Here is a 14,425-nt window from a genome sequence, read left to right as displayed (position 1 = left end):
GAACGGCGGGCGCGACACGACCGCTTGACGCCCGCCCGCCGCCGGGCCTAGCACTCTCCCGGACCAATCCGAGGGAGATACAAATGGCATTGAACGGCAAGATCGCGATCGTCACCGGCGGCGCGCAGGGCATCGGCTACGCGATCGTCAAGCGGCTTCTGCAGGACGGCGTGCGCGTCGCGCTGGCCGACATAGACGAGAGGAAGGGCGCGGCGGCCGAGAAGGAGCTCTCCTCGCTTGGCGATATCCGCTTCATCGCCGCCGATGTCGGCGACCGGCTTTCCGTCCACAACCTGATGGCCTCGACGCTCGACGTCTTCGGCGACATCGACATTCTCGTCAACAATGCCGGAATCGTTCACGGCGCCGATTTCCTCGACATCACGGAAGAGGATTTCGACCGCGTCATGCGGGTGAACCTGAAGGGCCAGTTCCTGTGCGGCCAGGCGGCGGCGCGGATCATGGTCGACAAGGTGAAGAACGGCGGTCCCGCCGGCGCCATCGTCAACATGGGCTCCATCAACGGCACGGTCGCCATTCCCAACCAGGTGCCCTACTGCGTGTCCAAGGGCGGCGTGAACCAGCTGACGAAGGTGATGGCCCTGTCGCTGGCGCCATATGGCATCCGCGTCAACGCAGTCGGCCCCGGGTCGATCATGACCGAGATGCTGGCCTCGGTGAACGACGACCCCGCCGCGAAGAACCGCATTCTTTCCCGCACGCCGCTGCTGCGCATCGGCGAACCGGCGGAGATGGCCTCGGTCGTCGCCTTCCTCGCCTCCGACGAGGCCGGCTACGTCACCGGGCAGACGATCTATGCCGACGGCGGCCGCCTTGCGCTCAACTACACCGTCGCCGTGCCCGAGGAGGAGTGACGGCTTTCCTTCTGCCACGCCTCCTGACAGGATGGTGTCAGGAGGGGTGTGCGAGATTTTGGCTGTCATCCGCTTCACCCGAAAGGAAACAGCCATGTCCGAACAACTGAAGAATACCGCCGTCTGGTTCGAGATCCCGGTCACCGATCTCGACGCCGCGCAGCGCTTCTACGAAGAAGCGCTCTCCATCGAGATGACCCGCAATGACGAGGGCCCCAATCCGATGGTCATGTTTTCCTCCATGGCCGACACGGGCGTTTCGGGGCATCTCTACCCCGGCACGCCCGCCGCGAGGGGCAGCGGCAACACGATCCATCTTGCCGTCGATGGCTCGCTCGATGACGCGATGGCGCGGGTGAAGGCAGCCGGTGGCGAGGTCGTCTCGCCGGTGATCGACATACCGGCCGGGCACTTCTTCTACGCCGCCGATCCGGACGGCAATTCCATCGGCCTCTTCTCCTTCGCGGCCTGATCCGATGCGGCGAGCCGACCGTCTGTTCCAGATCGTCCAGCATCTGCGCGGCGGCCGTCTCGTCACGGCGAGGATGCTCGCCGAGCGGCTGGAAGTGTCGGAGCGCACGATCTACCGTGACATTGCCGACCTCCAGTCGACGGGCGTGCCGATCGACGGAGAGGCGGGCGTCGGCTACATCATGCGGGAGGGCTTCGACCTGCCGCCGCTGATGTTCTCGCGCGACGAGATCGTGTCGCTGGTCGCCGGCGCCCGCCTGGTCAAGGCCTGGGGCGGGGCGACGCTGGCCCGCGCCGCCGAGGAGGCGCTGATCAAGATCGCGGCTGTCCTCCCCGATTCCGAGCGTGCCCGCCTGCGCTCCACCGAGATCCACGCCCCGACCTTCCTGATGAGCGACGAGGACCGCGCCAAGCTCGATGTCGTCGAGCGCGCCGCCGAATCGAGGAACCTCATCCGCTTCGACTATGTCGATGGCGAGGACAGGACGACCAGCCGCTCCATCCGCCCGCTCGGCCTCTGGTTCTGGGGCAACCGCTGGCTGTTCGTCGGCTGGTGCCTGCTTCGCGAGGACTTCCGCATGTTCCGCGTCGACCGCGTCCGCGCCATCGAGCCCCTGCCCGAGACCTTCCGCCCCGAGCCCGGCAAGACGATCCGCGATTTCTACCGCCGGATGGAGGAATGCGGGGAGATATCCCCCGACGGGCGCTAACGGCTGAAGCCGGTCAGCGAGCTGCCGTTTCTCGCTCGACCACGACGGCTAGGCGACACCAATCCGCGCGAAACAGTCCGCGATCCATCCGGCAACGCAGCGTGCCGCGGGATCCTTCCTCAGATGCGGCTGGATGAGCAGCCACGCCTCGCGATATCCCTGCAGCGGCGTGCGCCGCAACGGCAACGCCTCGGATCCGCCCGGGTCCGGCAGCACGGCGGCGGCACCGCCCGAGGCGAGCACCGCGCGGATCGCGCCGACGCTGTTCGACCGGAAGCGGGCCCGGTCCGCCAGGCCCAGCCGGGCGAGTTCGGCCATTTCCGGCGTTCCGTCCAGGCTTTCGGGATAGGCGCACACAATCGTGTCGCCGGATGGCGCTTCCGGCTCCCACAGCACCAGCGGCAGGGCGGCGAGCCTGCGGATCGCGAAGCCGCCCTTCTGCGGCCTTGCCATCCTCACGGCCATGTCCGCCTCGTATCGCGAGAAGCTGGCATTGGCATCGCTGGCGAGGATCGACAGCGACAGGCCCGGATGCGCCTTCAGCAGCGCGGCGACATGCGGCGCCAGGACGCGGTCGCAGATATTCGCCGTCGCCGACACGCGCACATGCCCGGCAACGCCCTCTCCCGCCGGCTGCACCGCGCGGATCGCGGCCGCGTGAGCGGACATCGCCTCGACATGGGCAAGGATCTCCGCACCCTGCGCGGTGGGCCGGCGCCTGCCGTCGGCGGCCCGGAACAGCGGGAAGGCCAGCGCGGCCTCGAGACGGGCGATACGCCGCGCCACCGTGGTCGCGTCGAGGCCCAGCTCCGCGGCGGCGCCGGAAAAGGTTCCCGCGCGGGCCACGGCGGCCGCGATCCGCAGGTCGTCCCAGTCCATGGCGCTCGCCGGTTGCATCCGCATATCCTGCAAAATTGCAGGCATATACTGCAAAATCCCTGCGTGATTGCAACATGCAGCCGGTGCTATCCGGGCGAAGGAAATGGAGACAAGGCCAATGAACCACCCGAAAACCCTGCTCGAGATGGCCGGTGCCGACCTCGCCCCCGCCCGGTTGGACGAGGCCTGCCTCGTGCTGATCGACTGTCAGAACGAGTATCTCGAAGGCCCGCTGGCGCTGCCGGGTGTCGCGCCGGCGATTGAGGCGTCGGAGCGCCTTCTTGCCCGCGCCCGCGCGTCGCGGACGCCGGTCTTCCACGTAGCCCACTGCGGCGGCAAGGACGGCCCGTTCGATCGCGACGCCTGGCGCGGCGCCTTCATCGACGGCATCGGGCCGCTTCCCGGCGAGACCGTTATCGAGAAGGCCCGGCCCAATTCCTTCGCCGATACGGGGCTCGGGCCTGCGCTCGCGAAGACCGGGCGGCGCAAGCTGATCGTCGCCGGTTTCATGACGCACATGTGCGTCAGCGCGACGGTGCGCGCGGCGCTCGATCTCGGCTACATGTCAACGATCGCTTCCGATGCATGCGCCACGCGCGATCTTCCGGACGGCTCCGGTGACGTCATCGACGCGGGCACGGTCCACCGCGTCGCGCTCGCCGAGCTGGCCGACCGTTTCGCCATCGTCGCGCGCACCACCGACATCATCTAGCGCCGGCTGCCCGCCGCAGCTCATCCTTGGCACCGAACGCAAAAGGCCCGCCTTTCGGCGGGCCTTCCGCTTTCCATCGGATCGTGGCGGGGCCTACTGCTCCTCGCCGCCTTCCTGTCCCTCTTCCGTTTCCTCGCTCTGCGAGCCCTTCAGCGAGGAGAGCCGCGCGAAGACCGCGTCGGCGTCGAGTTCCTCTTCCTCCTCCTTCGGCCGGACCGGGGTGGAGAGGATGTCGTCGACCGGCAGGTTCTCGGTCATGGAGGCGGGCAGCAGGCTGTCGCCCTGCTCGACCGGCTCCGGCGGACGGTTCTTCGCCGCCTTCTGCACCTCGAAGTCGAGGTCTATCTGCGAGCAGAGGCCCAGCGCCACCGGATCGACCGGCTGCAGGTTGGCCGAGTTCCAGTGCGTGCGGTTGCGGATCTGCTCGATCGTGTTCTTGGTCGTGCCGACGAGGCGCGAGATCTGCGCGTCCTTCAGCTCGGGATGGTTGCGCACCAGCCACAGGATCGCGTTCGGGCGGTCCTGGCGCTTGGAGACCGGCGTGTAGCGCGGTCCCTTCTTGCGCCGCTCCGGCACCACGTATTTCGACTGCGCGAGCTTGAGCCGGTATTCGGGATCGGATTCGCCCTTGGCGATCTCCTCGCGCGTCAGCTGGCCGGTATTGATCGGGTCGAGACCCTTGATGCCCTGTGCCGACTCGCCGTCGGCGATCGCCTTCACTTCCAGCGGATGCAGCTTGCAGAACTCTGCGATCTGGTCGAAGGACAGCGCGGTGTTGTCGACCAGCCAGACAGCGGTTGCCTTGGGCATCAGAAGCGTATTGGCCATTGGAAATACCTTTCCTGTTCGCCCGGGCCGGTACCGCGGGCGTGGTATCGAACCACTGATTTCCGGAGAATGGCCGTTCTATACAGCGTCGGGCCGGCCGGTGCAACCGGATAGGAGGCCCTGTCCTCAGCTTGCGCGGGAGACCGCGCGGGACGGCTTTTTCACGCGCCGGGCCATCTCGCCCATCAGGTATCCGGGGATATCGACCGCCTCGATCGGACGGCTGAAATGGTAGCCCTGCACGTAGCAGGCGCCCATGCTCCGGAGCACCTGCAGTTCCTCCGCCGTTTCCACCCCCTCCACGACGCAGTCAACGCCGAGGCTGGCGCACATGTCGATCATCGTGTTGACGATCTTGCGCGAGTTGGTGTTGTCGCCGAGCCGCGAGACGAAGGACCGGTCGATCTTGATCGTGTCGATGTTCAGCTGGTCGATATGGGAGAAGTTGGCATAGCCGACGCCGAAATCGTCCAGCGCGACCCGCGCGCCGAGATCGGTCAGCGTCTTCAGCGAGCGCTGCGCCTGTTCGTATTCCGACATGATCAGCGTCTCGGTCACTTCGAACACCAGCCTTTCCGGCGCGAATCCGCTGTCCATGACGATCCTGCGGATCGTCTCGACGGAGGCGGGCGTCTCGATGTCCCGCACGGACAGGTTGAAGGACAGCTTCAGCCCGGGCGGCCAGTCGCGCGCGCCCTCCAGCGCCTTGCGCAGACACAGGGGCGTCAGGCGGCCCATCGCGCCGATCCGCTCGGCCACGGCGATGAACGTGTCCGGGCGCACCCGGCCCAGTTCGCGGCTTTCCCAGCGGGCCAGCGCCTCGAAACCGACGGTCTCGCCGGTCCTGATGTCGATCTGCGGCTGGTAGACGACGCGGATTTCCTTTTCCAGGTCGCCATGGCGAAGATTGTGTTCGATCGCGTTCATCTCGCGGCGATGCGTCTGCAGTTCCGCGGTATATATCTCGACGCCGGACCCGTGTTCCTTGGCGTGAAACAGCGCGTAGTCGGCGCGCTCCATCATTTCCGAGGCCGACACGATCGCGATCTCCTCCATCGCGAAACCGGCCGACGCGGAGATCTTCAGCGGCAGGCCCATGATCGTGAATGGCTGCCCGATCGCCTCGCGGATCCGGCATCCGAGGCTTTTCAGGCCGTCCTCTTCCTTTGGGTCTTCGATGATCAGCGCGAACTCGTCCCCGCCGAGACGGGCAAGCTGTCCCGTGCCCGCGCAGGCCTCGCGCAGCCGGGCGCTTACCTCCACCAGCAGCAGGTCGCCCACGCCGTGGCCGAACCGGTCGTTGACGGTCTTGAACCCGTCGATATCGACGATGCCGACAGCGAAGCGGGGCGTCGCGCCCTTCCGTGCCTTCAGGCGCTTCTCGAGGTCCGCGAAATGCTTCCGCCGGTTCGGCAGCCCGGTCAGTATGTCCTGTTCGGCGCGTTTCTCCGCCGCCTCGCGCAGATCGTCGGCGGTAATGCTCGCGCCGATGGCCTTCAGGATCGCCTTGCGGGTCAGGCCCGAGACCGTGAAGGCGACGAATGCCGCGGCCAGCAGTATGAAACCGAAATGGATGGGATTGTCGCCGCCGGCCTTGACCGCGAAGGCCATCATGGCGCCGCCCGCCAGCACGACCGCGCCGATAACCAGCCGCGCGCTGATCGCCACCACCGACACGATCATGATCGCCAGCGCGAAGAAGATGAGCTTTGTCGGCTCGAGATGCAGCGTGTGGTGCATGACGAGGCTGACAAGGGTCATGAGCAGGAGTCCGGCGGCCCTGCGCTCGATCTCCCCGTGGTCCAGCGACTTGCGGGCGCATTCGCACGATATGGCGAAACATGCGAGGCTGATGATCGTCGAAACGGTGCCGAGCAGCACCTTGCCCGCCGGTTCCTCGATGATCAGGTAGGCAATTGCCACGATGGCGAAGTAGACGGTGGCCGGAACGACCATGGCGCGCAGCATCGGCTGGTAGGCTTCCGCAAGCCGCCTTTGTATCTCCGTGTCGCGGCGATCCACCGCCTCGACCGCGGCCGGCGCGACTGTCTTCGCAACCTTGTCTTCGCCCAGCACGATCCGACTCTCCTTCGCGCCCCCTTTGAACCGGTTCCTGCGGCCTGAATATCGGCGCGGCGAGCGCGTCCGGCGTCTTTCGGCGTCGGCAGTCCCGACCCTCCACCATGGGGAAGGAAACTTCAGATTCCGTTAAAAGGCTCCTTTTCCGGGCGGCGCATTCGTTCCCCGGGCGACAAGGCCGGCGCCGACCTGTTCCCCCGGCGCGGCATGTCACGATCTCTTCGCGGAACTGTCATGGCGCCGTCACGTGTCTCGCGAACAAGGCCGGTGTCCTTTCCGCCGGCCACGGGGCCGGCACATCACGACATTGGGAGTAATGACGCATGACCAGGAAATATCGACTGATGTCTGCGGGCACGGCGCTGGCGGCGCTGTTCGCCGCGACCGCCGCGCAGGCCGACGGCGGGCATGTCTTCAACCGGATCGCGTCCTTCCCGGTAAACACCAATCTCCCGGAAGGCGCCGACCCCGCGACCGAGACCTCCTCGGAGATCATCCATGCCACCGGGGACGGCATGAAGCTGGTCTATTCGGACAGCCCGCTCGGCGGCATCGGCATCGTTGACATTTCCGATCCCGCCAACCCGGCGCCCGGCGGCTTCATCCCGCTGGAGGGCGAGCCGACCTCAGTCATCGTCAAGGACGGCAACGCCTTCGTCGGCGTCAACACCTCGGAAAGCTACACCAACCCGTCGGGCGTCCTGAAGACCGTCGACATTGCCAGCGGCGCGGTCGTCGGCGAATGCGCCCTGTCCGGCCAGCCGGATTCCGTTGCCATCTCGAAGGACGGCGCCTTTCTCGCCATCGCCATCGAGAACGAGCGCGACGAGGATCTCGATGACGGCGTCATCCCGCAGATGCCCGCCGGCACGCTCGACATTTTGAAGGTTTCCGGCGGCGCGGTCGATTGCGACTCGAAAATCTCTGCCGATCTCACCGGCCTGGCCGGGATCGCGCCGGAGGATCCGGAGCCCGAATTCGTCGACTTCAACGACGCCGGCGAAATCGCCGTCACCCTGCAGGAGAACAACCACATCGCCATCGTCTCGGCGGCGACCGGCGCGGTGCTCTCCCACTTCTCCGCCGGCACGGTCGATCTCGAAAGCGTCGACACGGCCGAGGAAGGCGCCCTCACCTTCGACGGCACACTGTCGGGCGTCCGCCGCGAGCCGGACGCCGTCCAGTGGCTCGACAATGATCGCCTGGTGATCGCCAACGAGGGCGACTACGAGGGCGGCTCGCGCGGCTTCACCATCTTCTCGAAGTCCGGCGAGGTCCTCTACGAGAGCGGCCTTTCCTTCGAATACGAGGTCGCCATGGCCGGCCACTATCCGGAAAGCCGGTCGGGCAACAAGGGCGCCGAGCCGGAGGGCATGGAAGTCGGCACCTTTGGCGACGACACCTACATCTTCCTGCTGTCCGAGCGCGGTTCCGTGATCGGCGTCTATCGGGACACCGGCGCCGAGCCGGAATTCGTGCAGCTCCTGCCGACGGCGCTGGCGCCGGAGGGCGCGGTCGCCATTCCGGGCCGCAACCTGCTGGCCGTCGCCAACGAGGCCGATCTCGGCCCGGACGGCGGCGTGCGCAGCCACGTCACGATCTATGCCTATGGCGAGGGTCCGGCGCGGTACCCGATGATCGTCTCCGGCATGGAAAACGGCCGTCCGATCGGCTGGGGCGCGCTTTCGGGCCTCGCCGCCGACCGGGAGAAGCCGGGCATCCTCTATGCGGTCAACGACTCCTTCTACGCCATGCAGCCGACGATCTTCACCATCGACGCCAACGAGACGCCGGCGAGGATCGTGAAGGCCACCCGCGTCACCCGCGAGGGACAGGCTGCGCAGCTGCTCGACCTCGAGGGCATCGCCGCCGACGGCGAGGGCGGCTTCTGGCTTGCTTCCGAGGGCCGCACGGACAGGCTGATCCCGCACGCATTGTACCACGTCGATGCCGATGGCGAGATCGCGGACTACGTGCCCTTCCCGCCGGAGCTGCTCGCCGTCGAGAAGCGCTTCGGCTCGGAAGGCGTCACCATGATCGGCGACACGCTGTGGGTCGCCATCCAGCGCGAGTGGGCCGACGATCCGGCCGGCCAGGTCAAGCTCGTCGCCTACGACACGAAGACGAAGGAATGGGGCGCGGTTGCCTACCCGCTGGAACCGAAGGGCGAGGGCTGGGTCGGCCTGTCGGAGATCACCCTTCACGGTGATCACGTCTACATCGTCGAGCGCGACAACCGGATCGGCGAGGCGGCGAAGCTGAAGAAGCTGTTCCGCGTGTCGGTGTCCGAACTGAAGCCGGCCCCGCTCGGCGGCGATCTGCCGCTGGTCTCAAAGGAAGAGGTCCACGACTTCATCCCCGACCTGAAGGCCACGGGCGGCTATGTCGTCGACAAGGTCGAGGGCTTCGCCATCGACGCCGCCGGCAACGCCTTCGCGGTCACCGACAATGACGGCATCGACGATTCCAACGGCGAGACGCTGTTCCTGCGCCTCGGCGCCATGGACACCATGTAACCGCCTTCCTCCCAGGGCGTGTTCGCGGGCCGGGGCCATTGCGCCCCGGCCTTTTCCTTTCGCGGGCCGGAAGCCGGCCCGGTGCCGGTCACGCGGCCCGGCCCGTTGTTCCCGTCCCGCGGGCCAGCCGGAGCGCGACGATGCAGGCGAGGATCGCTGCCAGCCCCGCGGCGATCGCGAGCGGCCGCGGACTGTCCGCCCCCTCGCCGGGCAATAGCGGCAGGATGCCGAGCGTCGTGTTCGACGCGGCATGGAACAGATGCGCGATGAACAGGCTGTCGCCGCTCCTGCTCCACAGCCAGGTATGGAGGATCGACATTGCGAGTATCTGGACGAGAAACGGCGCCGGCGGAATCGCGGCGTGGAAATTCCCCGGCAGCAGCCAAAGGGGCAGGTGCCACGCCCCCCAGGCGAATCCCACGGCGAGGCCGGCCCGCACCGGTCCCGTCCGTTCCAGCAGCCGCGCCAGCAGGTAGCCGCGCCACCCCGTTTCCTCGCCGGCGACGCTGAACAGGAGAACCCAGGCGAACATGACCGGAATCATGGCCGGCCGCGCGGAAAGGGCGATGTCGGGCGAGCCGCCGAGAAGCCCGTCGATCGCCAGCGCCGCGAAGCCCACCGCGGCCGTCGAGAAAAGCGCGAACGCGTAGATGTGCGCCGGCGCGCGCAGCCGCAGGAAACCGGACAGCAGCCGCCCTGTCTCCGCGCGCCCGGCCCGGCCGCACAGGATCAGCGCCGCCACCGTCGGGCCGAATGTGCCCGCGATCCGCCAGCCGGCCGCGTCGCTGCCCGTCGCGATGGCCGCGCCCCAGGCCGACCACGAGATCGCGAATGTCAGGAGAATGAAGGAAATGACGCTTTTCATCGCTCTCGTCCCGCGGCAGCACGGTCGGACGGCACCGGCGCGGAGCGAAACGGGCCGGGAATGCCGCCCCTAGAGCGCCGCCATGTAGGTCGGTACTTCCTTGAGGTTCGGCACCACGATCATGTGTTTCACCTCGCCGCGCTTGAAGGCGGCGAGGAACTTGTCATAGTCCTTGAAGACCACGCAGCCGTTCGACTGCGACTTGTCCTTCCCGCCGCCGCGCACATACATGTAGGTGTGGGCCAGCAGCCCGTCGCGGTTGTATTTCTTCTTGCCGTCCGCCGGCAGCAGGCGAATCGCCTCGACGCCGTGGAAACGGCTTTCGCGCATCCTGAGCTTGTAGAGGTTCGGCGGCGTCGGCCCCTTGTTCTTCACATGCACGTAGCGGGGATTGTCCTTCATCTTGCCGAGGCCGGAATGCGCCTCCAGCTTCTCGCCGTTCGGCATGTAGACCGTCTTCGCGCTGATGTCGTAGACGGCCACCTTGCTGCCGCGTCCGGGCAGCAGCGACTCGTTGCGCCGTCCGAACAGCCGTCCGAAGATCCCGCCGCGCGTCTCCTCCTCGACCTCCTTCTCGGGATCGGCATAGGCGAGCGCGGTGCCGCCGGACTTGCGTGCACCGCCCTCCGTCCGGGGCCTTTCGGGCGCTGCCGCGACATTCGCCGTGACCGGTGAAGGTGCGGCGGCGATGCGCGGTCTCTGCTCCGGCACGGGAATGCCCGCTTCCGCCGCAGCTTCGCCTTCCGTCAGGTCCGGCAGGACCGGCTCCGGCAGGGCGGAGACCGAGGCCAGAGCGATCCGCCGTTCCACTTCCGCCGTCGACCCGGTCTCCGAAAGGCCGGGTATCCAGGCATGGGCGCCGACGGACGGCACGGGATCCCTCGTGCCGCGCAGCGCGGCGAGCCGCCGGGGGTCGGGTGCGGCCGGCTTCGCCGCCTCCGGACCGGCCGTTGCGCGGATGTCCCTGGGCGCGACGCGGGCAACGCGATCGCTTCGCCCGGTCGCGATGTCCCGGCGCGGTCCGTCTGCCACGGCATCGGCCAGCCGCAGCGTGTCCGCCGATGCGACCGCGACGCCGAGACCGGCCGAAAGCTGCGCGGCACCGTCCGCGACGAGCGACGCCGCGGCAATTGCCGTCGCCAGCGCCAGGGCGGCGAGTGCCGGCCATCTGCGTCTTTCCGAGAGGGCGCGCCTGCCTTGCTTTGCCGGCTGGCCTGTCTGAACTGTCAAATCACGTGTCCCCGAATGCGGTTCCCGTTCCCGGTCCTGCCGGTCGGCAATTGGCGAATGCGCGGCGCGGCGTTCCGTTTCCGCGCGATCGGGGCATGCGCCAACCCGTTTCGGCCGGGAACCCTGCCCCATCCCGGGCATGGCTCCCTTCGGTCCCGAACGGTCCCCGTCTTTCCCAGACTGTCAGCGGATGGTTAACAAAGCCTGCGCGCGCGCCGCATTGCGGCAGATCAACTCTCCCGCCGCCGCTTCGCCACGGCAGGCCCTTCGCCATCCCTGCGGCAATTCTAGCCTTTTCGGGCGGTTGAACGGAAGTGTCGCAAAGGAACATGGTAAACCCGGCCGGCCCCGGTTCAGGCACCGGACGGGCTCGCCTGCCGGGCGCGAAGCCCCTCCACTTCCGCCGCCATGTCCTCGGCCAGCGCGGCCAGCTCGTCGGGGGCGGTGCCGCGATGCACCTCGATCCTGAGCGCGGCGAGATAGGCCTGGAAGCGCCGCGCCAGCCGTGCTGCATCGGCCTCCGGCGGCAATTCGCCCCTGTCCTTCGCCTTCTCGAAAGCGGCTGCGATCTCCGCCTTCATCTCGTCCAGGTAGCGCCGCGACCGTGCGGCGATCGCCGCCTCGTCCGGCGGCATGTCGAGAAGCGTCTTGACGAGCATGCAGGCCCGTCCATCGGTACCGCCCTCCTTCACCCGAGCGAAGGAGCGCAGGTGCTCGGCCAGCGCCTCGAGCGGCGAATCCGTCCGCGCCAGTTGCTCGCGCAACCCGCCGCGACCGCGCTCGAAATAGCGGTCGAGCACGGCGAGATAGAGCGCCTCCTTGCTCTTGAAGGCGGCATAGATGCTGCCCGGCTTCATCGCCAGCGCGGCCTCCAGGTCCTTCAGCGAGGTCGCGTGGTAGCCCTTGCGCCAGAACAGGTCGAGCGCCGCCTCCAGCGCCCGGTCGCGGTCATATGGTCGTGCCCGTTTCATGCGCGCCACAATAATGGCTCTTGCCCCGCTTGTCCCGCCTTGCCGGAACATCCGGTTCACATTTGAGTGATTGCTCAAGTTTATGGTTTGAGTGATCACTCAAACGGATTATGTCTCCGGTCACCGGCCGCCCGATGGCCGCAGGAAAGGAAACCGAGATGACCGAATTCACCATCCACGACGAGAACACCGCCCCCGAGGAAAGCAAGCCGCTTCTGGCGAAGTCCAAGGCCGCCTTCGGCCGCGTCCCGGGCCTGCACGCCGTCATGGCCGAGGCGCCCGGCCTGCTGGAAGGCTACCAGCAGTTGCACCGACTGTTCCTGGAATCCAGCTTCGACAATGACGAGAAGACCGTCGTCTGGCAGACGGTCAATGTCGAGAACGAGTGCCACTACTGCGTTCCCGCCCATACCGGCATCGCCAAGGCGATGGGCGTCGACGACGCGATCACCGAGGCGCTGCGCAACGGCACGCCCCTGCCGACCCCGCGCCTGGAGGCCCTGCGCACCTTCACGCTCAAGCTGATCCGCCAGCACGGCAACCTGTCGGATGCCGACGTCCAGGCCTTTCTCGACGCCGGCTATACGAAGCGCCAGGTCCTCGAGGTGATCCTCGGCTACAGCCAGAAGGTCATGTCGAACTACACCAACCACCTGGCGAACACGCCGGTCGACGCGGTCATGCAGAAATTCGCCTGGTCCCCCGCCGACAAGGCCGCCTGACGTCGACGTTCCTCCTTCTCCCGCCAAGGGAAAGAGAACAAAGGTCACACACCTAGGACGAAGGTCGCATTATTCGGCCTTCGTCAATCATGCGTTGGACTGAGCCTCATCTTCGCTCTCGTCATATAGCGCCTCGGTGGTTACGTCCTCCGCCTGTTCCCGGTCTTCCTTGATGCGGGGTGCACTCATGCGCCACGCTGAGAGGTTCTGCCCTACTTCCCGATAGAACTCCGGTACGACCTCTTCCAGGTCGGAGATGAAATTGACCTGCTGAGTGAACCGTGCGCCGAGCCTGCGGGCGATGAAAATGTGAAAGCTCGTTACCTGGAGCGTTTCCTTGCCTTTCTCGACAATCGAGTTGTCAGCAGAGAGGTCTTCAAAGGAAAACTGCGTCGCTTCGCTTCGTCCGGGCCAATGGAGCCTGATTTGGAGATCCGCCGGGGGAGTGCCCTTGATCTGTCTCAGCAACCAGTTCACGCGGGCTTTCGAGGACTTGCGGTCTTCCGGAGCGCGCAGCGTCATGCCGACATCAATGGTGCGTCTCGTTATGTCTGCCACGATTTCCAGCGGAGCCGCCGCGTTCGGAATGTCGAGGGTTGTTGTCAGCCGGTGATGGTCCCGCAATTCTGTGAGACCGTCCTTTATTCTGGCGGTCGGATCGCTGCGATGTCTGCGGGGCAACCGTTCCGACACCGGCGTTTCGGTCTGGCGACTCAGGATAAGCGACAAGTCTTTCGTTTCCTGATGCCATGCGCCAAGCACCGCCAGTGCATCTTCCGATTTTGCCGGGATTCGTCCGCCGGCAGAAACGAGCTTATTCAACTCGCTCCATTCGGGCGGCATCCGGTCGAAACCTTTCACGCCCGCGCTCTCGTGAGTCAGGAACCGGCGCAATTCTTCAAGCAGGCGTGCCTGATCCGCATCCGCGACGCCATCCGTGTTGATTAGAAGATCGGCCAAGGTCAGGATCGACATCCACGACCAGTGAAACACTGGAATTCTTGATCTGCTTTTCCTGACCTCTTCCAGCGGATGGTGTTCCGGGCGGGTCGCGAACTGGTTCGAGATTGTGATGACGCAATCGACCTTGTGATCCCGCGCGATCTGCCTGTACTTCTCTATCTGGCCTGCATCCAGTTGTGATGTCCCGACTTTCGCTTCCACGAGCGCGCGCCAGATCTTGCTGCCGGTCGACAGGACAATGAGTCCGTCAGGCCGGTCTTTCATGTCCGGGTCCTGACCGGCGAAGACGACTTCCGTGTAGCACTCTATGGTGGTGCGCTTGCCCACCCTTACACCGACAGTCGCCAGCAGGTCTCTTCGAAATTCTTCTATCCTGCCCATGCAGGCTAGCAATATCGAAGTCGTGCGCCCCTCTTTCGACGTGGTAGATAACACTGGAAAAAGACGGGCGGGTTCGCCCTGCTTCAAGTATTCCGGCCTCATCGACTTCCCCCGATTCTTGACGAGGCAAGCTTACCCGATTTTCACCGGTCGGAAAGATTGGAGAAGTTTCTATGGTCGAGTGATGCTTCCCAGGGAATATTCGTCCTGCACGCGCGGTAGA

The 14,425-nt window shown here is 66.3% G+C and carries 13 protein-coding genes; 6 read left to right on the top strand and 7 right to left on the bottom strand.

Annotation, left to right across the window (positions count from 1 at the left end; translation table 11 throughout):
* Positions 1 to 83 precede the first annotated feature (83 nt).
* From HTY61_RS19220 to HTY61_RS19210, 3 genes are all read left to right on the top strand, one after another.
* Complete coding sequence (locus HTY61_RS19220) at positions 84 to 875, top strand: SDR family NAD(P)-dependent oxidoreductase (protein ID WP_175278320.1); 792 nt, start codon at positions 84 to 86, stop codon at positions 873 to 875.
* Between the two features lie 94 nt (positions 876 to 969).
* A complete protein-coding gene (locus tag HTY61_RS19215; protein WP_175278319.1) occupies positions 970 to 1,347 on the top strand; it encodes a VOC family protein in 378 nt (125 codons plus the stop codon).
* A 4-nt stretch (positions 1,348 to 1,351) separates the two neighbouring features.
* A complete protein-coding gene (locus tag HTY61_RS19210) occupies positions 1,352 to 2,056 on the top strand; it encodes a helix-turn-helix transcriptional regulator (protein WP_175278318.1) in 705 nt (234 codons plus the stop codon).
* A gap of 48 nt (positions 2,057 to 2,104) precedes the next feature.
* Here the strand turns inward: HTY61_RS19210 and HTY61_RS19205 are convergent, their stop codons facing one another.
* Positions 2,105 to 2,953, bottom strand: coding sequence for a LysR family transcriptional regulator (locus HTY61_RS19205; protein WP_175278317.1), 849 nt, complete (start codon positions 2,951 to 2,953; stop codon positions 2,105 to 2,107).
* A 100-nt stretch (positions 2,954 to 3,053) separates the two neighbouring features.
* On the opposite strand from HTY61_RS19205, the gene HTY61_RS19200 reads away from it, so the two are divergent.
* Entirely contained in the window at positions 3,054 to 3,647 is a 594-nt protein-coding gene (locus tag HTY61_RS19200; protein WP_175278316.1) for a cysteine hydrolase family protein, read from the top strand.
* A gap of 93 nt (positions 3,648 to 3,740) precedes the next feature.
* Here the strand turns inward: HTY61_RS19200 and HTY61_RS19195 are convergent, their stop codons facing one another.
* Positions 3,741 to 4,475 carry a DUF1013 domain-containing protein gene (locus HTY61_RS19195; protein WP_175278315.1) on the bottom strand — a complete coding sequence of 245 codons (735 nt, stop codon included), beginning with the start codon at positions 4,473 to 4,475 and terminating at the stop codon, positions 3,741 to 3,743.
* Positions 4,476 to 4,601: 126 nt separating this feature from the next.
* Positions 4,602 to 6,551, bottom strand: coding sequence for a putative bifunctional diguanylate cyclase/phosphodiesterase (locus HTY61_RS19190; RefSeq protein ID WP_175278314.1), 1,950 nt, complete (start codon positions 6,549 to 6,551; stop codon positions 4,602 to 4,604).
* 326 nt (positions 6,552 to 6,877) lie between these two features.
* Between HTY61_RS19190 and HTY61_RS19185 the strand changes: the two genes are divergently transcribed.
* The gene (locus HTY61_RS19185) at positions 6,878 to 9,070 is read left to right on the top strand and encodes an esterase-like activity of phytase family protein (protein ID WP_246272859.1); all 2,193 of its coding nucleotides are present in this window, start codon (positions 6,878 to 6,880) and stop codon (positions 9,068 to 9,070) included.
* 88 nt (positions 9,071 to 9,158) lie between these two features.
* On the opposite strand, the gene HTY61_RS19180 is transcribed toward HTY61_RS19185, so the two are convergent.
* The 3 genes from HTY61_RS19180 to HTY61_RS19170 form a co-directional block, all read right to left on the bottom strand.
* The gene (locus HTY61_RS19180) at positions 9,159 to 9,935 is read right to left on the bottom strand and encodes a CPBP family intramembrane glutamic endopeptidase (protein ID WP_175278313.1); all 777 of its coding nucleotides are present in this window, start codon (positions 9,933 to 9,935) and stop codon (positions 9,159 to 9,161) included.
* Positions 9,936 to 10,004: 69 nt separating this feature from the next.
* Positions 10,005 to 11,165, bottom strand: a complete 1,161-nt coding sequence (locus tag HTY61_RS19175) for a DUF2778 domain-containing protein (protein WP_246272858.1) — start codon at positions 11,163 to 11,165, stop codon at positions 10,005 to 10,007.
* A 353-nt stretch (positions 11,166 to 11,518) separates the two neighbouring features.
* Positions 11,519 to 12,136 (bottom strand): TetR/AcrR family transcriptional regulator, encoded by a 618-nt coding sequence (locus HTY61_RS19170; RefSeq protein WP_175278311.1) that lies wholly within the window; start codon positions 12,134 to 12,136, stop codon positions 11,519 to 11,521.
* Between the two features lie 158 nt (positions 12,137 to 12,294).
* On the opposite strand from HTY61_RS19170, the gene HTY61_RS19165 reads away from it, so the two are divergent.
* Positions 12,295 to 12,858, top strand: a complete 564-nt coding sequence (locus tag HTY61_RS19165) for a carboxymuconolactone decarboxylase family protein (RefSeq protein WP_175278310.1) — start codon at positions 12,295 to 12,297, stop codon at positions 12,856 to 12,858.
* An 87-nt stretch (positions 12,859 to 12,945) separates the two neighbouring features.
* Here HTY61_RS19165 and HTY61_RS19160 read toward each other — a convergent pair whose 3' ends face one another.
* Positions 12,946 to 14,289 (bottom strand): hypothetical protein, encoded by a 1,344-nt coding sequence (locus HTY61_RS19160; RefSeq protein ID WP_197945335.1) that lies wholly within the window; start codon positions 14,287 to 14,289, stop codon positions 12,946 to 12,948.
* Positions 14,290 to 14,425: the final 136 nt, after the last annotated feature.

The sequence above is a fragment of the Oricola thermophila genome, from assembly GCF_013358405.1.
Lineage (GTDB): Bacteria > Pseudomonadota > Alphaproteobacteria > Rhizobiales > Rhizobiaceae > Oricola > Oricola thermophila.
Note: the sequence above shows the minus strand (reverse complement) of the source record. Positions and strands in the feature narration are given on the sequence as shown.

Excerpts from the sequence above, each read along its gene's own strand:
- HTY61_RS19185 (WP_246272859.1), top strand. The coding sequence starts at position 6,878 with ATGACCAGGAAATATCGACTGATGTCTGCGGGCACGGCGCTGGCGGCG.
- HTY61_RS19210 (WP_175278318.1), top strand. The coding sequence starts at position 1,352 with ATGCGGCGAGCCGACCGTCTGTTCCAGATCGTCCAGCATCTGCGCGGC.
- HTY61_RS19205 (WP_175278317.1), bottom strand. The coding sequence starts at position 2,953 with ATGCAACCGGCGAGCGCCATGGACTGGGACGACCTGCGGATCGCGGCC.
- HTY61_RS19170 (WP_175278311.1), bottom strand. The coding sequence starts at position 12,136 with ATGAAACGGGCACGACCATATGACCGCGACCGGGCGCTGGAGGCGGCG.
- HTY61_RS19215 (WP_175278319.1), top strand. The coding sequence starts at position 970 with ATGTCCGAACAACTGAAGAATACCGCCGTCTGGTTCGAGATCCCGGTC.
- HTY61_RS19200 (WP_175278316.1), top strand. The coding sequence starts at position 3,054 with ATGAACCACCCGAAAACCCTGCTCGAGATGGCCGGTGCCGACCTCGCC.
- HTY61_RS19220 (WP_175278320.1), top strand. The coding sequence starts at position 84 with ATGGCATTGAACGGCAAGATCGCGATCGTCACCGGCGGCGCGCAGGGC.
- HTY61_RS19195 (WP_175278315.1), bottom strand. The coding sequence starts at position 4,475 with ATGGCCAATACGCTTCTGATGCCCAAGGCAACCGCTGTCTGGCTGGTC.
- HTY61_RS19165 (WP_175278310.1), top strand. The coding sequence starts at position 12,295 with ATGACCGAATTCACCATCCACGACGAGAACACCGCCCCCGAGGAAAGC.
- HTY61_RS19180 (WP_175278313.1), bottom strand. The coding sequence starts at position 9,935 with ATGAAAAGCGTCATTTCCTTCATTCTCCTGACATTCGCGATCTCGTGG.